The organism is Bradyrhizobium sp. KB893862 SZCCT0404 (genome assembly GCF_018130885.1).
In the GTDB taxonomy this organism is placed as follows: domain Bacteria; phylum Pseudomonadota; class Alphaproteobacteria; order Rhizobiales; family Xanthobacteraceae; genus Bradyrhizobium; species Bradyrhizobium stylosanthis.
Genome location: NZ_JAFCLT010000021.1, coordinates 25,089 through 44,744 on the forward strand (window position 1 = coordinate 25,089; position 19,656 = coordinate 44,744).

General features: G+C 66.1%; 19 protein-coding genes. 5 read left to right on the forward strand and 14 right to left on the reverse strand.

All coding sequences use genetic code 11. The features are described 5' to 3' along the window. Positions 1-4 precede the first annotated feature (4 nt). Positions 5-1,732: a hypothetical protein gene (locus JQ617_RS39585; protein ID WP_212031081.1), complete on the reverse strand. Its 1,728-nt coding sequence runs from the start codon at positions 1,730-1,732 to the stop codon at positions 5-7. A 423-nt stretch (positions 1,733-2,155) separates the two neighbouring features. Here JQ617_RS39585 and JQ617_RS39590 point away from each other — a divergent pair, with 423 nt between their 5' ends. Next, positions 2,156-3,004, forward strand: a complete 849-nt coding sequence (locus tag JQ617_RS39590; protein ID WP_212031082.1) for a caspase family protein — start codon at positions 2,156-2,158, stop codon at positions 3,002-3,004. Positions 3,005-3,336: 332 nt separating this feature from the next. Here the strand turns inward: JQ617_RS39590 and JQ617_RS39595 are convergent, their stop codons facing one another. The 4 genes from JQ617_RS39595 to JQ617_RS39610 form a co-directional block, all read right to left on the reverse strand. Next, on the reverse strand, positions 3,337-4,227 hold the full coding sequence (locus JQ617_RS39595; RefSeq protein ID WP_212031083.1) for an efflux RND transporter periplasmic adaptor subunit: 891 nt from the start codon (positions 4,225-4,227) through the stop codon (positions 3,337-3,339). Positions 4,228-4,493: 266 nt separating this feature from the next. Further along, positions 4,494-5,618 carry a lactonase family protein gene (locus JQ617_RS39600; protein WP_212031084.1) on the reverse strand — a complete coding sequence of 375 codons (1,125 nt, stop codon included), beginning with the start codon at positions 5,616-5,618 and terminating at the stop codon, positions 4,494-4,496. 92 nt (positions 5,619-5,710) lie between these two features. After that, complete coding sequence (locus JQ617_RS39605; RefSeq protein WP_212031085.1) at positions 5,711-5,884, reverse strand: hypothetical protein; 174 nt, start codon at positions 5,882-5,884, stop codon at positions 5,711-5,713. Positions 5,885-5,969: 85 nt separating this feature from the next. Continuing rightward, positions 5,970-6,179, reverse strand: coding sequence for a hypothetical protein (locus JQ617_RS39610; protein WP_212031086.1), 210 nt, complete (start codon positions 6,177-6,179; stop codon positions 5,970-5,972). A gap of 122 nt (positions 6,180-6,301) precedes the next feature. Here JQ617_RS39610 and JQ617_RS40325 point away from each other — a divergent pair, with 122 nt between their 5' ends. Then, positions 6,302-6,424, forward strand: a complete 123-nt coding sequence (locus JQ617_RS40325) for a hypothetical protein (protein WP_283806187.1) — start codon at positions 6,302-6,304, stop codon at positions 6,422-6,424. A 173-nt stretch (positions 6,425-6,597) separates the two neighbouring features. On the opposite strand, the gene JQ617_RS39615 is transcribed toward JQ617_RS40325, so the two are convergent. The 3 genes from JQ617_RS39615 to JQ617_RS39625 form a co-directional block, all read right to left on the reverse strand. Next, positions 6,598-8,295, reverse strand: a complete 1,698-nt coding sequence (locus tag JQ617_RS39615) for a GMC family oxidoreductase (protein ID WP_212031087.1) — start codon at positions 8,293-8,295, stop codon at positions 6,598-6,600. 160 nt (positions 8,296-8,455) lie between these two features. Continuing rightward, positions 8,456-8,716 carry a hypothetical protein gene (locus JQ617_RS39620; protein ID WP_212031088.1) on the reverse strand — a complete coding sequence of 87 codons (261 nt, stop codon included), beginning with the start codon at positions 8,714-8,716 and terminating at the stop codon, positions 8,456-8,458. Between the two features lie 106 nt (positions 8,717-8,822). Continuing rightward, a complete protein-coding gene (locus tag JQ617_RS39625; RefSeq protein ID WP_212031089.1) occupies positions 8,823-9,257 on the reverse strand; it encodes a hypothetical protein in 435 nt (144 codons plus the stop codon). A gap of 124 nt (positions 9,258-9,381) precedes the next feature. Between JQ617_RS39625 and JQ617_RS39630 the strand changes: the two genes are divergently transcribed. Further along, positions 9,382-9,936, forward strand: coding sequence for a GNAT family N-acetyltransferase (locus JQ617_RS39630; RefSeq protein WP_349630682.1), 555 nt, complete (start codon positions 9,382-9,384; stop codon positions 9,934-9,936). A 9-nt stretch (positions 9,937-9,945) separates the two neighbouring features. On the opposite strand, the gene JQ617_RS39635 is transcribed toward JQ617_RS39630, so the two are convergent. Beyond that, positions 9,946-12,609 (reverse strand): bifunctional diguanylate cyclase/phosphodiesterase, encoded by a 2,664-nt coding sequence (locus JQ617_RS39635; RefSeq protein ID WP_212031090.1) that lies wholly within the window; start codon positions 12,607-12,609, stop codon positions 9,946-9,948. Between the two features lie 251 nt (positions 12,610-12,860). Beyond that, the gene (locus JQ617_RS39640; RefSeq protein WP_212031091.1) at positions 12,861-13,553 is read right to left on the reverse strand and encodes a hypothetical protein; all 693 of its coding nucleotides are present in this window, start codon (positions 13,551-13,553) and stop codon (positions 12,861-12,863) included. A gap of 183 nt (positions 13,554-13,736) precedes the next feature. Here JQ617_RS39640 and JQ617_RS39645 point away from each other — a divergent pair, with 183 nt between their 5' ends. Further along, the gene (locus JQ617_RS39645; RefSeq protein ID WP_212031092.1) at positions 13,737-14,768 is read left to right on the forward strand and encodes a LysM peptidoglycan-binding domain-containing protein; all 1,032 of its coding nucleotides are present in this window, start codon (positions 13,737-13,739) and stop codon (positions 14,766-14,768) included. 146 nt (positions 14,769-14,914) lie between these two features. Beyond that, positions 14,915-16,183 carry a Spy/CpxP family protein refolding chaperone gene (locus tag JQ617_RS39650; protein ID WP_212031120.1) on the forward strand — a complete coding sequence of 423 codons (1,269 nt, stop codon included), beginning with the start codon at positions 14,915-14,917 and terminating at the stop codon, positions 16,181-16,183. Between the two features lie 33 nt (positions 16,184-16,216). Here the strand turns inward: JQ617_RS39650 and JQ617_RS39655 are convergent, their stop codons facing one another. The 4 genes from JQ617_RS39655 to JQ617_RS39670 are packed head-to-tail and all read right to left on the reverse strand — an operon-like array spanning position 16,217 to position 19,649. Further along, on the reverse strand, positions 16,217-17,260 hold the full coding sequence (locus JQ617_RS39655) for a cobalamin-independent methionine synthase II family protein (RefSeq protein ID WP_212031093.1): 1,044 nt from the start codon (positions 17,258-17,260) through the stop codon (positions 16,217-16,219). Between the two features lie 36 nt (positions 17,261-17,296). Further along, on the reverse strand, positions 17,297-18,166 hold the full coding sequence (locus JQ617_RS39660) for a fumarylacetoacetate hydrolase family protein (RefSeq protein ID WP_212031094.1): 870 nt from the start codon (positions 18,164-18,166) through the stop codon (positions 17,297-17,299). 3 nt (positions 18,167-18,169) lie between these two features. After that, entirely contained in the window at positions 18,170-18,829 is a 660-nt protein-coding gene (locus tag JQ617_RS39665) for a polysaccharide deacetylase family protein (RefSeq protein ID WP_212031095.1), read from the reverse strand. Positions 18,830-18,839: 10 nt separating this feature from the next. Continuing rightward, positions 18,840-19,649, reverse strand: coding sequence for an ABC transporter permease (locus tag JQ617_RS39670; protein WP_212031096.1), 810 nt, complete (start codon positions 19,647-19,649; stop codon positions 18,840-18,842). Positions 19,650-19,656: the final 7 nt, after the last annotated feature.

A 19,656-nucleotide genomic window follows, 5' to 3' on the forward strand; every position in this document is an offset into this window, starting at 1 on the left:
AAATCTACCCCCGCGCCATCGCGCGTTTCGCCACCGCCAGCCCCATCAGCACGAAGGCCGACGTCACCTCGGGCCCACCCACGAGGATCCGCGTCGGGGTCTTCATCTTGTTCCACTCATAGGCGCGGAACGGGCCGCGGCGGCCGCCTTCGCCAAGTCCGGCGACGATCACGTTCAGCGCCGGCGCGAAGGCGCGCGGGTCGGCGCCGAGATGGCCGAGCGCGATCAGCGCCAGCGCCGCGTCGAACACGTTCATCTCCGCAGCCATCAGCTCGCCCTTGACGTAGGACAGCACGCGATGGCGGATGAAATCGAAATCGCCGTCGGGATCGATCAAAGCCTGCGCGGCCAGCGGCAGTGCCAGGAACGCCGCATAGCAGCGGCCGAAATAGGCGCTGTAGAGCTCCGGCAGGTAATAGATGTGCGAACGCGGATTGGCGAAGGCGCCGCTCGCAGCCAACCGCTTCTGGAAGCCGATGATCCGGTGCACGGTCGCGAGCCGCGCCGGTGTTTCCAATATTTTCCAGCGCGTCAGGTTGCGAAAACTCACCTCGAGAATGTCGAGATTGAGCGTCGGGTCGAGATCGTTGCCATAGGGCCGCTCGCCCCTGAGATTGTCGATCCAGGTGGCGACGCCGCCCTCGTAGTCGATATTGTCGTTCAGCGGCACGGTGACGCGCGGCTCGTTGATGCCGGCGCGCACCTGGTAGCCGCTGTAGAAGTCGAGCAGCGGCTGGTCGATGATCGGATCGGTGCAGCCCGCCTGCGTCGCCGCGGAGATCGAGCACGCCGTGGTGTCGCAGTCGGGCACATAGACGCCGAAGCCGAGATCCTGCTTGATCTGTGCGAAGTAGCGCGAGAAGCGCGGATGCGGCGCGGGCGCGAGCGCAGTGATGACGTTGAAGCGTGCCCCGTCGATGCCTTCGACCTCTTCGCGGCTGATATTGACGCAGAAATCGACCATGTCGGCGATGGCGCGCTCGGCTTCGGTCTTGTCCGCTGCGGAGGCGAGCCCGGTCTCGACATAGCTCAGCAGCGCCTCGATGAAGAACGCGTCGTAATAGGCCGAGCGGTGGCGGATCTGCACCGGCTCCCACATCGGCTCGGCAATGCCTGTCCAGGGCGGATTGACCACGGCGCGCGCGGGCGAGCGCGCGATGAAGACGCGTGCGAGGTTGAACAGCAGCGATGAATTCTTGTAGCCGCGCGCGTTCAGTCCTGTGAGCGCCATGATCAGCTCGCGGCCGCGGAAATCGGGATCGCCGATCAGGTTGAAGGCGGCATAGGTCGGCAGGAAGCCGTTCTTGCGGTACGAGCCGAGCAGGTGCTGGGCACAGTCGCGGATCACGGCGTCGATCTGTGCCTGCGGCGGCGCGGAGCCGGTGAACATTGCCGGCGGCGGCTTCGGATGCTCGAGCGCGATGCTGTCGACGAGGTCGGCGACGGGCTGGCCGACCGCGGCCCAGTCCGGCTCGGCCTCGTCGCGGGCCCGCACCAGCGCCTCGCGCAACCGGGCGAGCTTCGCATCGTCGCGCAGCTCGGGCAGCCCGGCCCGGCGGAGCAGGATCCGCAATGCGGGATTGCCGAGCGCGGTCTTGTAGAACTTCGCCAGATGCGGATCGCCGCTGGCGCTGGCCGCCAGCACGGGATCGCACACCTCGTAAAGAGAGGGGCCGTCCTTGCGCGCCGTCAGCGCCCGGCAGGCGGCGCCGGCAAAATAATGAAAGCTCATGAAATACCTGGTCGCGGGGCCCTGCCCGGGAGCCGGCCGGCGCAGTCCCATCCGCGCCACCCCCAAGCAAGTCTTTGAAAAAGCTACCCGGATTCGCGGGAAATACAAATGTGATGATGGTCACAGAAATGGGCGGCCCAGACGCCGCATATTGGGCACCGGAAGGCTACGGGGAATGCAAAAAAAGCGCGAGGTCGGCCTGGAGAATTAACTAATACATTCAGCAGCTTAGTTCAAATTTTGGGCAATCTATTGCCCGGGAGCCTATATCCGGTTAAGGGTTTGTTTGGTGCGGCGCCGCAAATTGCGCGCAATTCGGGGGCACTTCCCCGGCCAATCCCTCAAACCTAAAGACGCTATCGCGCTACTCAAACAGTGTGCGCGCGCTTGGCTGGTCTTTGGCACTGACAGGAATGAAGCGAGATGAATGTAAGGCAGCTCGACATTTCCCGGCGCACAATCGCGGTGGCGGCAGCCCTCATCGGTACGGTGTCCCTCGTGATCGGCGCCCATGCTGCCCTCAACATGCGCGCGCTCGATGCCGCCAAGGCCGTGACGACCGACCAGGTCACCGGCTCGATCGGCCAGACCTCGCGCCTCGCCCTCGTTATCGGCAATGGCCATTATCCCGACGCCAGCGCGCCGCTGACGCAGTCGATCAACGACGCCCGCGCGCTGTCCTCGAGCTTGCGCAAGAACGGCTTTGACGTCGACATGGTGGAAGACGCGACCAAGGACGACATGGTCCGCGCCGTGGGCCGCCTGAAGTCCCGGATCAAGCGCGACACCGTCGTCATGCTGTTCTTCGGCGGCTTCGGCGTGCAGGCCGGCCGCGAGAGCTACATGCTGCCGGTCGATGCCGCGATCTGGAAGGAAAGCGACGTCCGCCGCCAGGGCGTGTCCATCGAGGGCGTGCTCGAGATGATGAAGGAGCAGGGCGCCAAGGCCAAGCTCGTCGTCGTCGATGCGTCCCGCCGCAATCCCTATGAGCGCCGCTTCCGCTCCTACAGCCACGGTCTCGCGCCGATCAGCGCGCCCGACAATGCGCTGATCCTGTCCTCGGCTTCGCCCGGCAAGGTCGTCGACGACGGCAAGGGCGAGCACAGCGTGCTGATCGGCGAGCTGCTCGGCAATCTCAATGCGCAGGGCAGCGCCGAGAGCGTCTTCAACAAGACCCGCGTCGCGATTTCGCGTGCGTCCGAAGGCGACCAGGTCCCGACCGTGTCGTCCTCGCTGCTCGAAGACGTCCATTTCGGCGAAGCCGGCGGCTAGTTCGCGGCAATCGCAGCTCTTGTAGGGTGGATTAGCCGAAGGCGTAATCCACCACTTCTCTCTCCAGCTTCTAGCTCTCGTCGGGTGGGCAAAGGCGCAAAGCGCCGTGCCCACGACCTTTCCAATGTATCGATAGAAGACGTGGGCACGCTTCCGCTTTGCCCACCCTACAGCATGCGTGCCTTAGCGCACGTCTGTCCCCCACATCGTCATTGCGAGCGCAGCGAAGCAATCCAGAATCTTTCCGCGGAAAGACTCTGGATTGCTTCGTCGCAAGAGCTCCTCGCAATGACGGTGTCGAGAGGTCGTTGCTCGCAATGACGGTTGAGAGACTACTTCGCCGCTTCCGCGGTCGCCATCGCCGGGCGCACGGGATCGCCCTCGCGCAGCAGCGCGCCGGCGCGGGCGACGACGACGTCGCCTTCGTTGAGGCCGTCGCGGACCTCGATATTGCCGCCCGACATCAATCCGACCTCGACGCGCTTGGTCTCGACGCGGTTGCGGCGGATGACCTGCACCACGGTGCCGGCGGACGAATATTGCACGGCGGTGAGCGGCACCGCGACGTTGCAGCTCTGGCCGGTCTTGATCAGCGCGCGTCCGCTCGCGTTCAGCAGCAACCGCTTCTGCGAGGAGATGCCGATATAGACCATGCCCTGCTGGATGTTGGGCTCGACGGTCGGCCCGATCCGGCGAACCTTGCCCTCGAGGTCGCCGGCGCCGGCGATGCGCACGGTCGCCTGCTGGCCCACCGCGAGCTTGCGGATATCGGTGGTCGCGACCAGGCCCACGAGATCGTATTCGCTGCGCGCCACGATCGTGAACAGCGCCTCGCCCTTGGCCGAGGCGAAATTGCCGATCTGCGCCGTGGAGGTCGCGATCACGCCCGCCACGGGCGCCGTGACCTGAAGTGTGCCGCCTTCGGGTAGCGCGAGACGCGCCAGCACCTGACCGGCCGTGATAGTGTCGCCGGCTTCCGCCAGCACCTCCGTCACCTTGAGGCCTGGACGTTCGGGCCGCACCGAGGTTTCCTCGCGCGCGATGATGGTGCCGGTGGCCTCGACGATGTCGGAGAAGCAGGATTTGGCGACCTTCAGCACCGTGACCGCGGGTCCCTTGGGCGCATCGTCATCGGCCGCGCGCGCGAGCGGGGCGGACAGCATCAGCAGCCCGGTGAACGCAACGAGATGTCTGGAAAAGGAACGCGCAGGCAATGGACGCATCGGTCATTCCGGTTGGGGCCTTGACGGCCTCATCGATAGCAGAAGCGGCAGCAGTGGGCCATGGTCCGTCCGGACGAGAAATGCCGCAGCGCCGGGCGGCGCGATGCCGCCCGTTGAATTAGTCTTTGGAAAGGCGGGAAGGTTCGCAGGTGCTCGGCACCTAACGAACTCGTCATGCCCGGGCCTGTCCCGGGCATCCACGTTCTTGGCGCCGCGCCGGGACAAGCCCGGCCACGACGCGTGGAGGTGGCTGGGGTAGCGCCCCCTTACGGCAAGTTCACAAACTCCACCCAGTTCGGCTTCTTGCCGGTCGGATAGGATTTCAGCTTGGTCAGCGCGCCGCTCGATGGGTCGATCGCATAGACCGTCATGCCGTCGGAGAGCTCGCCGACCGCGGCGAGGTAACGGCCGCTGGGATCGATGTTGAAGCCGCGCGGCTGCTTCTCGGTCGGCACGCTGCCGATCGTGGTCAGCTTGCCGCTGGTCGCATCGACCTTGTAGGCGGCGAGCGTATTGGTGGTGCGCTCGGAGGCGTAGAGGAAGCGGCCATCGGGCGTGATGTGGATGTCGGCGGCCCAGGGTTTTCCACTGAAGCCTTCAGGCAATGCCGTGGTGCGCTGGATCTCGTCCCATGCGCCGCCCTTGGCTTCATAGTTGAACGCGGCGACATCGCCGTTCAGCTCGTGGATCATGTAGACGAACTTGCCGTTGGGATGGAACACGAAGTGCCGCGGCCCCGATTTCTCCGGCAGCTTGTAGGCCTGCGGATCGTTCGGCGTGAGCGCGCCGGTGGTGGGATCGAACGAAAAGCTCAGCACCTGGTCCGAGCCGAGATTGGTTGCGAACACGAAACGGTTGTCGGGCGAGGGCAGGAAGGCGTGCGCGTTGAGCCCGGTCGGGATCACCTGCGTCGGCGCGGCCACCACGCCGTTCGCTCCAAGCGGATTGACCGCGACCTTGTTGCCGCCATAGGAGGCGCTGAACAGCACCTTGCCGCCGCGGTCGGTGGCGATGTTGGCCATGCTGTCGGCGAGCGGCCCGTTGCCGATGTGGCTGAGCTGGCCGGTCTTGGGGTCGATGGCGAAGCTCACCGCCTGGAACGGTTGCGAGCGCACGCCGGCAATCAGCACGCGGTGGTCGGGCGTGATCGCGAGCGGCGTCGAGGAGCCCGGCTTGTCCACGCCGGGGAAGGCGGCGGTCTGCACCGGTGTCATCTCGCCGTTCTCGGCCAGCTTGAATACGCTGATGTCGTTGCTGTCGGCGTTGCCGACATAGGCGAAGGTTTCGGCCATGCCGGCACGGGCTCCAAGGGTGAGAGCGAGAAGGGTGAGAGCGGTTGCGATCGCAGCGCGGGACATTCCGGCTGCAATGCGGTGGATCGGATTCGTCATGGGCGTTCTCCTCGGGGCGAGTGCGGCGTTGTTGTTTTGCCGGAGAGGATAGCGGGCGGCACGTTGCCGCACCAAATTCCAGTTGAGATCGATCAATGCCGAAATTGCATCGGTTGCTGCGCGGGCGGCGAGTGCACGGCCGCCGTCAGATTGCGCGAGGGCAGATGCGGGCCGGCCGGGCGGTCCGGCGGCCCGAGCAGGGTCCACACCGCGACTGCGACCAGCGCGCAGGTCAGAATGGTCCAGGCGACCAGCCGTTTTCGCATCAGGCCAAACCCCGTCCGTCGAATCCGTGCGGCGACGCACGCGGGTCATCGTGCACTGCAACCCGCGACCAACCTATGAACTCGTTCACAGGCGAAAACGGGGCAATGCAAACGAACCAATGCCGCGCGCCGGCATTGACCCGGTATGCCACGTGAAAATGATCTCGAAGGTAAGCCCGACATGGGCGGCAAGCATGGCGGTCAGGCCGGCCAGCCCAAGCCGCCGCCGCGCCCGCACGAAGGCCCGCGCGACGAGGATGTCGTGGCAAAGCGCCACACCGGTCAAACCGATCACGCACCACCGCCGACCAAACCCAAATAGCGCCTCGCTCGCGCCGCGCGTCACATCGGGAACGGGTGCCTCATTCTGCCGTTACCTGATCCCGCGAGCGAAGGACCCAAAACGGAGGGTGGCACGTGTTTTGGATTTATTGGGACACCGCCTGGTCGATCATCATCAGCGGCATCATGTTCGCCACCATCGTCACGCATCCCGACTCCGAGTTCGTCGAGATCCAGGCGGCGAAGCAGGTGAAATAAGCCGGTTCAGGCCTTCGCCTTGAGCTCCGCAGGGTGGGTTAGCCGCCCACGCCCTCGCGCGTTCGACCGCAACCGGTGCAAGGCGTAACCCACCACGCTCCCGCGAACCTTTTGCGCGCATGCTTGGCGGGCACGGCCCGCGCGAAGCGCGTGCCTTTGCTCGCCCCGTTGGGTCACTGCACCATTGCGGCCGCGATCTTCTCCGCCGTCATCAGCACCGGGAAGTTGGTGTTGGCGCATGGCACCACCGGGAAGATCGAGGCGTCGACGACGCGCAAGCCCTGGATGCCCTTGACGCGGCCCTGGTTGTCCACCACCGCCATGGGATCGTCGGCCCGGCCCATGCGGCACGAGCAGGAGGCGTGCCACACGCCGATGGTCGCCTTGCGCACGAAGGCTTCCAGCGCCTCGTCGTCGTTCATCACCTGGTCGAAGGTAAAGCCTTCGACCACGAAATTGTCGATCAGATAGTGACGCAGCGCCGCCGGCCCATCCATCAGCGTCGCGGCGACCTTGGTCAAAATCCTGTTCTTGGTGTTGACCACGCCGATCTTGCGGACCTTGTCGGTATAGGCGGCCGGGAACGGCTTGTCCGTCACCTTCTTCACGATGTCGCTCATCTGGATGGCCGCCATCTTGCGGAAGCCGTCCATCAAGCGCTCGAGATCACGCCGGTCCGACAAGAGGTTGAACTCGACGATCGGCTCGGCTACGGGGTCACGCGCGGCAAGCTTGACCTGTCCGGTCTCCGAATAGGTCTTGTTGACGAAGGTCAGCAGCGAGCCGATCTGCTCCCCGACCGCATGCCAGGCGGACTTGCTGAGCAGGACGACGAACATGTCGCCTTTCGGCACGCCCGCAAGCCCCGACGAATAACGCAGGCCGAGCTGCATATGGCGCCTGGTGTGCTCGTTCATGCGCGCGCCGCGGCGAACGAAGGACGACAGCGAGATCGAGGGATGATCCATCAGGCGCTGACCGACTCCCGGCAGGCCCATCAGCACGGGAATACCCAAATCCTTGAGATGGCCGACCGGCCCGATGCCGGCGCGCAGCAGATGCGCCGGCGAATGGATCGCGCCTGAGGAGAGAATGATCTCGCGTCCGCGGAATTCCTGTTCGCGCCCGTCGACCAATGCCTTCACGCCGACGCATTGCGTGCCTTCGAACAGCAGCTCGCGCACCTGCGTGCCGGTGGAGATCGTCAGGTTGGCGCGCTTGCGCGTGTCGCGGTCGAGATAGCCCATCGCGGCGGAAACGCGCTGCTCGGACTGGTTGGAATGCGTCACCGGGAAATAGCCGTCGATGAACTCGCCGTTCTGGTCCGGCACGAATTGATGGCCCGCCTCGTGGAAGGCATCGGCGAACGCTTGCGAATGCCGGGTCCAGTGCTCCCTGGGAATTCTGCGTACCGGAATGCGGCCGTCCTTGCCGTGATAGGGCCCGTCGAAATCGAGGTCGCGCTCGACCTTCTTGAAGAAGGGCAGCACGTCGTTCCACGTCCACCCCTCGGCGCCGCGCGCGTCCCACTCGTCGTAATCGGTCGGCGCGCCGCGATTGGCCATCTGGCCGTTGATCGAGGATCCCCCGCCGAGCACGCGCGCCTGCTCGTATTTGCGCAAGGGCGGACGCGCTTCGTTCGGATTGTTGTGGCTGACGACCTGCGTCGTGACCTTGAGCTCGGTCCAGTGGAAGCGCGGATCGAAATAGGCCGTGCCCGGATAGCTGTCCCTGATCTCGGCCGGCTCGTTGCCGGGTGGCGTGTCCTGGCCGGCTTCGCACAGCAGGACCTTGTTGGCGCTCTTCGCGGAGAGCCGGTGGGCCAGCACGGACCCGGCCGAGCCGCCGCCCACGATGATATAGTCGTACACGATTGGCGCTTCCTCTTGTTCTTGCCGGAGGAAGGTAGCGTGCTTCTATTTCCAGGTCACCTCACCGCTTTCGCAATCCCCGCCTGCGCACGGCGTTCGCCTGCGTGGGAGGGGGCAGCCGACGGCGATTGCAGCCGTCGCCGTGCCGGAAGACCGGCCCCTATTGCAGAACCTTCGGCATCACGACGACGACGTCGACCTGCTTGCCCAGCACCCGCGATGCGAGCGCGGCGATGAGAGGCGAGTAGCCGTCCTCGATGTCGGAGGCGACATCCTCGTTCCGGGCGAAGGCGTAGAGCATCGTACCCTCGATCTCGTCGAAGCGGATGCCTGCGAAGACGCGATCGAAGGTCTCGGCACCGACGATGCCGGCCGTCAGCGCGTGTATGGCGTGGTCCTGGATGCGTGTGAGCTTCATCATGCCGATGAGATATGGGACCTCCGCGCGATTGCAAGATGCGCGCGGCATCATCGTTCGCCATCGTTGCTGGTCCGGCTTCGACTCGCCCGCGAGTCCGAATTCTCGCTCACCAGCCTCCAAAGAATTCGCGGTGATCGAAAGCCATGCGTCGCTCGACCGTTCTGTGCGCCCGGGAGCGGACGGAATGCGCATGTTGGTGCCTGGCGGGACGTTCGGCCCCGGTGCGTTCGGCGCCGGGGGATACCGGCCGCGTTAGGGCGGGGCGGGCCGGGGGCATCATCGCCAGAGCGTCCTGTGAAGAGGCTTCACCCGGAGATTGTTCGTCATGTACGGCTGCGACGATGACCGGAGGTGCGGGGACACGCGAGACGTCGAAAACGATCTTCTCCGGGAGAGCGCGGCTCGAGGCGATCCGAATGACGCTCCTGTCGACCTCGGCGACAGAGGAAGCCTCGCTGATCGGCGGGAAATAATGGTCGGCCGCGAAGAGCAACAACAGCAGAACACCACCGGCGAAGAAAAAATATCTGACGACAGGCATGCATCCCCACGATCGCGCCCGATTGCCGAGCGGGGCCTCAACGGGACAAATCGGCAATCGTTCCTCGCCGCCGTGAAGTCCACCCGCAATCGGCTTGATTCAAATCAAGGGCGTGCGGCGGCAGATGGGCCTGATCCACCGAAACGGATCGGCTCTCATGGATGCTGCAAACTACATTTGCCGCGAGGAACTGCGTGACGGTACGCCCGTCGAGATTCGCTCGCTTCGGCCGGATGACGAGACCGGCATGCTGGCCGCGCTGGATCAGGTGAGCGCGCGAACGCTCCAGACACGCTTCTTCGCGCCGAAGCGCCACATCTCCGACAAGGAGCGCGCCTTCTTCATGCAGGTCGATTTCAAAAGCCACGTGGCGCTGGTTGCCTGCGGGGTGCATGAGGGCCGGACCGCCATCATTGGCGGCGGCCGCTACATCATGTCCGAGTCCATGTCCGCAGAAATGGCCTTCGTCGTCATCGATGCATGGCAGGGGCGTGGCATCGGTTCGCTGCTTGCGAAGCACCTCATCGTGCTGGCGCGGGAGGCCGGTCTCAGGGAGCTGACCGCGGAAGTATTGCCGGAGAACGCCGCGATGCGCCGCGTGTTCGATCGGCTCGGCTTTCGTCGTGTGAAAGGCCAGGATCCCCAGACTGTTCATCTGGCATTGGCGCTCGGCGGCTAGCTTGCGCCGCTAGGCCGCTTCCGCCTGCTTCGACAGCAGCTGCTTCAGCTTCGCCGCCGGCACGGCCGGGCTGAACAGCCAGCCCTGCATCTGGCTGCATCCGAGCTGGCGCAGCACCTCGCGCTGGGCCTCGGTCTCGACGCCTTCCGCCGTCGTCGCCATGTGGCGGGCGGCGGCCATGTGGACCACGGCCTGCACGATCGGCGAGGAATCCTCGGACTGGCCGATGTCGCTGATGAAGCTGCGGTCGATCTTGATCTTGTCGAACGGGAAGCGGTGCAGATAGCTCAGCGAGGAATAGCCGGTGCCGAAATCGTCGAGCGCGATGCGCACGCCGAGCTCGCGCAACTGCTGCAGGATCGTCAGCGCTTCCTCGTCGTCGCGGATCAGGACGGTCTCGGTGACCTCCAGTTCGAGCCGGCCGGGAACGAGGCCCGATTCCGCAAGCGCGGCGGCGACCTTCAGCGCCAGCGACCGCGACCGGAACTGGACCGGCGAGACGTTGACGGCGACGTGGATGTTGCCGGGCCAGCTCGCGGCCTCGTGGCAGGCCTGCTTCAGCACCCATTCCCCGATCTCGCCGATCAGGCCGGTGTCTTCCGCGACCGGGATGAAATCCGCCGGCGAGACCATGCCGCGCTCGGGATGGCGCCAGCGCAGCAGCGCCTCGCAGCCGGTGACGACGTCGGCGGCGAGATCGACCAGCGGCTGGTAGTGCACCTCAAATTCGCCGCGGGCGAGCGCCTGCCGCAGGTCGAGCTCGAGCTGGCGGCGCTGCCGCGCCTTGGCGTCGTATTCGGGCACGAAGATGCGGAAGGTGCCGCGGCCCTCGGACTTCGCGGCATACATCGCGAGATCGGCGCGCTTGAGCAGGTCGTCGAGATTGTCGCCATGGTCCGGCGCGATCGCGATGCCGACGCTGGCGTCGGTCAGGACCTCCTGGCCCATGCAGTTCACGGGCGCACGCAACGCGCCAAGGATCGTGTCCGCCAGCGCCGTCAATGCGGTCTGGTCGCTCGTGCCGGCTTTTACGATGGCGAATTCGTCGCCGCCGAGCCGCGCGACGAGGTCGTTGCCGCTGACGCAGGCGCGCAGGCGGTTGGCGACCTGGCGCAGCAGCTCGTCGCCGACCTCGTGTCCGAGTGAGTCGTTCACGCCCTTGAACTCGTCGACGTCGATATAGAGGATCGCGAACGGCTTGCCCTGCGCGAGCTCGGCGACCCGGCGCTCCAGATGGCCGCGCATCAGCACGCGGTTGGGCAAATCGGTCAGCGCGTCGTAATGCGCCATGTGCGCGATGCGTTCGTCGGCGCGGATGCGCTCGGTGACGTCGTCATGGGTGGCGAGCCAGCCGCCGGCGGCGCCGGGCTGGTTCTTGATCTCGATCAGGCGGCCGTCGGCGGTTTCGACGATCGCGCTCTGGGTACGGCCGACATTGCTCAAGATGCCGTCGCAATAGGAATCGACGTCGCCCTCGAACGAGCCGGCGTCGTGGCGGTGCTGGATCACGTCCCGGAAAAAGGCCCCGGGCTTCACGACGCCCGCGGAGAGGCCATACATCTCGATGTAGCGGCGGTTGCAGACGATCAGCCGCTCGTCCTGATCGAACATCAGGAGGCCCTGCGTCATGGTGTTCATCGCGGTGTCGAGCCGCTGCTTCTCGACCGAGAGGCGGTGCGTCATCTGGCGGAAGATCAGGAACAGCGTCAGCACCAGGAGGCCGATCGACGTCACGGCGACGGTGACGAAGAATTTCGTTTGCGTGCGCCAGGTCGCGAGCGTGGCGTCCAGCGATTTGGTCGCGACCACGACCAGCGGCTCGCCGGTCAGCATGCGCGAGGCGATGATGCGGTCCTTGCCGTCGATCGGGCTTGCGATCTGCGTCGTGACGAAGGTGCGCTGGAACACGGCCATCTGCTCGGGCGAGCCGGTCCGGAAATTCTGCCCGATCATCGCCGCGACATGCGGAAAGCGCGCCAGGAGCTGGCCGTTCTGGTGATGCATCGCGATCGAGGATTCCTCGCCGAGCCCGCTCGAGGCGAAGAAGGATTCGAGTTGGGCCGGGGCGATCGCGCGCGAGACGATGCCGAGGAATTCGCCGCGCGGGCCGGAGACGCGCCGCGCGAACACGATGGCAAAGCCGTCGCCGAACCGGCCGGGCACGACCTCGACTTCTTCCTGTGAAGCCGGATCGTTCTTGAGGCGGTTGAAATAGCCGCGGTCGGCGACCGAGATGTCGGCGACCGGCCAGCGCCGCGACGAATTGATCAAGGTGCCGTTGGCATCGAACACGTTGGCGCCGGCGACATCGGACCAGCCGCTGGCCTTGTTGCGCAGCACCTCGTGCATGGCGAGCGTGCCCATCTCGCTGCGGAACACGTCCGCGGAGGCGATGCCGTGGCCTTCGAGTTCCGCGATGATGCTCTTCTGCAGCACCGCGAAATCCTCGAACTCGCGGTCGAAATGGCGGGCGAGCAGCCGCACCGAATTTTCCAGGCTGTCGCGGCCGCTCTCGATCGCGTTCTGGCGGAAGCGGTCGACGGTGAGGCCGGTGCCGATGGCGGTCGCGGCCATCAGCACGAAGCCGCCCACGATTAGCCATGTCAGCGGCGCGCCGCGCCAACGGCGCAGCAGCGCGCGCATCCGCGCGGTCCATCGGATCGATGTGCCCATCCAGCCCTCCCGTGGGATGCAAGATGCAGCAAAACCGACAAGACCCCGTTACCACGAAGGGTTAGGAAAATATGAATCGGTGCGGAATCAGTGGGTTGGTTCCAACAAGCGGAACGCGCTGAGACCGTAGGATGGGTTAGCCCCGGGCTGCGCGAAGCGCAGTCCCTTGGCGTAACCCACCTCTTCAATCTCCGCGGCGACAGAAATGGTGGGTAGCGCCAGTCCCGTAGGCCGGTGTTACGAGGTGGCACTCATCGCCTGATCTCCCAGTTCAACGCCTGCGCGTTGCCCTTGGCGAACATCTTGGGCACGTCAAACTTGCCGGTCTGGAGGTCGTAGCGGCATTTCCAATCCGCCAATCCCTTCACCGCGACGTTCTTCGGATGCTTGTCCATCTCGCCCGAGAGCGAGATCAGCAGATAACGGTTGTTGGGCCAGTCGACGCCGAGCCAGCGATAGCCGTCCTCGGTGCCCTTCATCAGGTTGGCCGAGATGTGATAGTCGAGCTTCATGTTTCTGGTGTCGGGCCGGCTGTGGAAGTAGTCCCAGGCGAGATCGCTGAGCGACTTCTTCGTCGCGTTCACGAAGGCGCCGTTCTCGACATGATAGAGAAATAGATCCTGCTCGCCCGAGCCGGTCTTCTGCATGCGCACCAGCCATTGCGAGTCGCTGGTGAAGCGGAAGCCGGCGCCGTAGCCCTGCTCGGGCTTCAGCTCCGTCATCTGGTCGCCGCGGCGCGCCCAGACCTGCCATTTGACGTCCCAGTCGCCGCCGTCCTTCATGTACTGCTCGAGCTTGGTGGCACCGTCGGGCGAGGTGAAGGCGAAGTCGGCATCGTCGGTGAGGACGAAGCCCGGCGGCGGGCCGGAGGCCGCAAGCGCGGGCGCGGCGAGGAGTGTCAGGGCGAGCGCCAGCCATGGCGCGGTGCGAAAAGATGCGGTCATGTAAAAATCCCTAAAATATAGCCGCGCGGCGGCCTCGCTCATTGGACGCCGAGGGGGCTGCGCGGGTTCATCCGGCACGCATGGCAACGATGGGCGATCATCCCTTCGGCCGACTTGCTGTCGTAACCAAATCGGCGCACTTTGCCGCCATCGGCTGATTTGCCAGCAAGGGTTCGACCAGAGATGATGACCGCAACCAAGGCCCTCATTGCGTTCTGCCTGCTCGCGGTGGTCGGCACCGTCCTTGTGATCGGTCCCACCGAGCTGCGCCGCCTGTTGCCGGGCGGAGCGGGCACCGAGATCGCCGTCGCCGCCAAGCCTGAAGCTAAACCCGACGCCAAGGCCGCGGCCGTGGCGGCCGCGAAGCCTGAGGTGAAGCCTGAGACCAAGGCCGAAACGAAGCCGGAGCCGAAGCCTGCGGAGCCGAAGCTCGCCACGGCCCAGCCCGAGCCCGCCGCGCCGAAACCGGCGGAGCCGCTGGCCGAGACCCAGAAGCAGGTCACGGCCGCGCTCGCCGATCTGGCGCCGGTCAAGCCGGCGCCGGCGGTTGCGGATGCCGGTCCCAAGTTTGACGTCGCCCGCATCGACGATCACGGCGAGGCGGCCGTGATCGCAGGCCGCGCCGTGCCGGGGGCAAAGGTCGAGCTGCTGCGCGACGGTCAGCCGCTCGACACGGTCGTGGCCGACGCCTCGGGCCAGTTCGTCATGACGCCGCCGCAGCTTCCCGCCGGCAGCTACGAGCTGACGCTGCGCGCCAAGGCGCCTGACGGCACCGTGCTGCAGTCCAGCCGCACCATGCCGGTGACCATCGCCGCTGCGGCGCCGCCGCCCCCGCGCCCCGCGCCGGTCGCGAGGCAGGAGGCGAAACCCGCCGAGAACGACAAATCGGATGTCGTGGCGTCCCTGCCTGCGCCGCGGCTGGCTTCGGCGGCCGACAGGCCCGCGGCCCGGTCGAAGCCAAGAGCAATGGCGCGGGTGCCTGCGTCGACGACCGTCGCATCGGCCTCGCCGGCCGACGCGCTCAGCACGGCGCCGGCCGAAGCGGGCAACAGCCGCGTGATCTCCCGGGGCGACAGCCTGTGGGCGCTCAGCCGGCTCGCTTATGGCGACGGTGCCCGCTACGCGGTGATCTTCAACGCGAACCGCGGCAAGATCCACAATCCGAACCTGATCTATCCCGGCCAGACATTCGTGTTGCCGCAAAAGGCGCAATGACACCGCTTCGGCGTCGCCGGTTTACGTCCGCGACGCTTTGACCTGTCCGATTCCGGAACTTTTGGTTCCTCTGCGCGTCATCGTGGGTGCGACGCATTGCGCGCTTCGTGCGGGAGGAGGGCCAGCAAGTGGCCAGATCGGCGATCATGTCGGGACGCATGGGACTGGCGCTCGCCGGCGCAACTCTCCTGATTGCGACAGTGCTGCTGCCCGGCAGGGCCGAGGCGCAGTTCGGACTGCGCGGCGGTCCGCTCGGCGTTGCCCGTTTCGCCGTCGGCCACGTGATCGGCATGTCGCGCTTGCGCCATTCCCGCATGGCGGTGCGCGGCGGCCGCTACCGCTCCGCCGCCTTGCGATCGCAGGATCCGCGCGGTGCCGAGCGTGGGCAGGCCTACAACCCCTACGTCATCCGTGCGGCTCTCTCGGCGCAGGCTGCGCTCGCGGGCTGGCGCGGCGGCCGCGCGCCGCAGGGCTGGTGGCGTCACCCCGACGGCAGCTATGGCTGGGCGGGCCCGGTGTTCTGGCCGTTCGCGCATGACGACCTCGCCAATGCAATCATCTTCGCCGACACCACCGGCATTTCGCTTTACGGCTATGGCGACATCTATGCCGCGCTGTTCTCGCCCTATGCGGCGACCGAGCTCGCCGCCTACACCGCGCCGCAAGGCAGGCGCGCGCGCAAGATCCCGTCGGCGCAGAACATCTGCGATGTCAGCGATCCCGCCGGTTTCCCTGCGGATCTCATTGCCGCCACCGTGCAGCCCAACGAATTGCAGCGCGCCGCGCTCGACGAGGTCGTGAGCGCCTGGCAGTCGGCCCGCGACAGCATCCGCGCGACCTGCCCGTCAGAGGTGCCCGCGACCGCAGCGGAACGCCTCGGCCTGATGCGCGAGCGTCTCGCGGTGATGATCAGGGCGATGGATACATTCGCGCCGCCGCTCGCGAAATTCGAGGGTCTCCTCGACGACCGCCAGAAGGCAAAGCTCGACGGGCTGGCCAAAGATCGCCGCGCCGCGCTGGCAGCGGGCCAGAAGAAGGATGCGCAGGCAGCATCGGCCTGCAATGCCGACAGCGATCCCCGCTATGACGAGAAGCTGCAGCGTCAGTACGAGCAGCTCGTGCAGCAGCAATGGCCCGTTGCCGACATGGCCACGACGCTCCGCCTCGATGAGACCGCGCGCGCCCGCCTCGACGTGCTCCAGGACACCACGCTCCGCACCATGCAGACGCTGAGCGCCTGCCCGGCCAAGCCCGCCGAGACGCCGCAGGCCCGCCTCACCGACGTGAAGGCGCGGTTGCAGACGATGCTGCAGGAGGTGAACGGCGTCGCCGATGCACTCGACGATTTCGAGGCGGATTTGAGCGACGAGCAGAAGGCCGGCTTCGAGGCGATCGGGCCGAAGCGCGGCGCTTGACGCCGCCGGCCGAGCCGCCTTCCCTGGACGTCGTCAACCGATCTCCCGTCTGACCTTCGCCGCGGCGTCGCACATCGCCTTCAGCTTTCCGAATGCGGTGGCGCGGGGCATGTATTTCATGCCGCAATCCGGTGCGGGGACCAGACGATCCGGCGAGACATATTTCAGGCCGTTGCGAATGCGGTCGGCGACGGTATCGACGCTCTCGATCGCGGGATCCGCAAGATCGAGCACGCCGAGCATGATCTTCTTGGACGACAGATCCCTGAGCACGCCGAGGTCGAGCTTCGGCTGCGCCGCCTCGATCGAGATCTGGTCGGCGATGGTGTCGTCGAGCTCGGCGAGAAAGGAATAGCCGGCCGGCTTGTTCGAGCCCGGCACGACGGCCGCATAGCCGAAGCAGAGATGCACGACAGTCGGCACCGTGATGCCCTGCAGCGCGCGGTTGATCGCCTTGACGGCATAGCGCTTGGCGAGCTCCGGATTGTTGCGCACCCAGGGCTCGTCGAGCTGGATCACGTCGGCGCCGGCCTTTTGCAGGTCGAGTGCCTCGGCATTGACGGCCTCGGCGAGCGCCATCGCGAGCTCTTCCTCGCCCTTGTAGAACTCGCTCTTGGCCTGCTGGCTCATGGTGAACGGGCCGGGAAGGGTGATCTTCGCCGCACGCTCCGTATTCGCGCGCAGGAACTGCATGTCGTGCAGCTCGACCGGGCCTTTGCGCCGCACGGGCCCGACGACGCGTGGCACCGGCGTCTGCGTGTTGCCGGTGCGCGCCACGATCATCGCGGGATTGTCGCCGTCGATGCCGTCGAGCGCGGTGGCGAAGCGATTGGAATAGCTCTCACGGCGGATCTCGCCGTCGGTCACGATGTCGATGCCGGCGCGCTCCATGTCGCGGATCGCGACGATGGTGGCATCGTCCTGGGCTTCTTCCAGATGCTCCGCCGGCAGCCGCCACATGTCGTGCAGGCGGGTGCGCGGCACCACTTTCGACAGCATGGCGCGGTTCACCAGCCATTCCGGCTGCGGATAGCTGCCGACCACGGTGGTCGGCAGGATGTGGGTCGGCATGGGCATGGGGTTCTCCTTCTTGTTCTTGTCGAGCGGACTTGTTCAGGCCGCGCGCGTTGCCGCGGCAGATGCCTCGTCCTTGACGGGATTGCGCAGGATGCCGATGCCGGAGATCTCGACTTCGACGATGTCGCCGCCCTTCATCCACAGCGGCGGGGTGCGATAGGCGCCGACGCCGCCGGTGGTGCCGGTGACGATCACGTCGCCGGGCACGAGCTCGGTGAAGGTCGAGCAATAGGCGATCAGGGCCTGGACGTCGAAGACGAGGTCGGAGATCGGCGCCTTCTGCACCTCGACGCCGTTGAGCCGGGTGATCAGCGACTGCTTGGTGACGTCGGTCAGCTCGTCGGTGGTGACCATCCAAGGTCCGAAGCCGCCGGTGCCGGCAAAATTCTTGCCCGGCGCGAATTGCGAGGTGTGCCGCTGCCAGTCGCGGATGCTGCCGTCATTGTAGCAGGCGTAGCCGGCGACATGGCCGAGCGCCGCCTCGCGCGAGATGCGGCGGCCGGCCTTGCCGATGATGACGGCCATCTCGCCTTCGAAATCGAAGCGCTCCGATTCCAGCGGGCGGATCATCGGCTGGCCATGGCCGACCTGGCTGTTGGCGAAGCGGGTGAAGATCATCGGATGCGCCGGCGTCGGATGACCGCTTTCGGCCAGATGCGTGGCGTAGTTGACGCCGATGCAGAAGATCTTGTCGGGATCGGGCACGGTGGGCAGCAGCGCGACGTCTGCAAGCGCATGGTCGGGCGTCTCGCCTGCAAGTTTCTTCAGCTCGTCCAGCGAGCCCTTCGCCAGCAGCGCCTTCAGCGTCGGATAGGCTTTCAGGCGCCTGCCGGCATCGATGACACCCTGGTCGGTGACGATGCCGTAGCTCGCCGTGCCTGCGATGGTGAAGCTTGCGACTTTCATGGGTCAAACACTCTCTTCGATGGAGGAAACATAGTCGTCGATCGGAAGCGCGATCTCGCCGTTGCGGATCGGAACGCAGGCCGGCGGGAAGTCCTGGCGGAAGCGGGCGCCGGCCGCGTCCGCACTGTCGAGAAAGCGTTCGAGATGAGCCATCGCGCCGGTCGGTAAATCGTGCAGCACCATCAGCGTCCAGGGCTGCCGGCCGCACTGATCGAGCGCGCGCTTCGTCCAGCCATCCGGGTCGTCCCAGTCGCGCGGAATCGAATTCCACAGCACGCAGCTGTGCTTCTCGCGGGTGAGATAGTCGACGACGGACGGCTTGAGCAGCCGCTGGTCCAGATTGCCGCCGCCGCCGAACGGCCGGAACCAGCGCTGGGGATGCGCGAGATCGCCGATCGCGTCCTGTGTGCGGCCGATCTCGCTCTCGGCGGTGTCGCGCCCGGACTGCGCGCCAAGCGGAATGCTGTGCGTAAAGGTGTGATTGCCGATCCAGTGCCCCTCGCCATGGGCACGCGCCGCAAGTCGGCGCCGCTCGGGATCGGCAAGCTTCTCGCCGATGACGAAGAAGGTGGTCTTGATCCCGCGTGCGGCCAGGATGTCGAGCACGCGCGGCGTCACGTCGGGGTCGGGGCCGTTGTCGAATGTCAGCGTCAGATCGTACACGCGCCTAACCTCAGGTCGCCGGCTGCATCGCGCCGGATGCGACGTCGTCGTTGGCCTGGCCGGCGCGGGTGCCGGTCTGCCAGATCGCCGCCTTGCCCTCGATCCAGCGGATCACGGCGTTGAAGCCGATGGCGAGGAACAGCACGAGCAGCACGCCCGCAAACACGTGCGCGCTGTCGAGGATCGTGCGGTAGCGCGAGATCAGATAGCCGATGCCGGCCGAGGAGATCAGCATCTCCGAGACGACCACACCGACGATCACCAGCGCGCCGCCGACACGCAGGCCTGACAGCACCGTGGGAATTGCCGCGGGGATGATGACGCGGACCAGCCGCTGGCTCAGCGTCGCGCCCATGCTGCGAGCGGCCAGCAGAAGCTGCGGATCGATGGTCTGGATGCCGGCGGCGGTCGCCAGCATCGTCGGCAGGAAGCCGTAGATCGAGGCAAACGCGATCTTGGACTCCGAGCCGATGCCGAGCCATACGGTAAAAACGGGATAGAGGATCACCAGCGGCACCGCATAGAGGCTCGATACCATAGGCATGATCAGGACGCGCGGGCGCGGCAGGCTGCCGACCACGGCGCCAAGCAGGATGCCGCCGCCGCAGGCGAACGCCATCGAGACTACGACCTCGTAGAGCGTGACCGCGAGCGCGTGACCATATTCGCCGGCGTCGGTCCATCCGGCAATCAGCGTGGACGAGAGCGAGGGCAGGAACAGCTCGGGAATGAGTCCGGCACGCGGCAGCAGCTCCCACAACGCGATCAGGCCGACCACGATCAGATATCGCAACGTCCTGGCACTTATTCTGGCACTCATCGTCGTC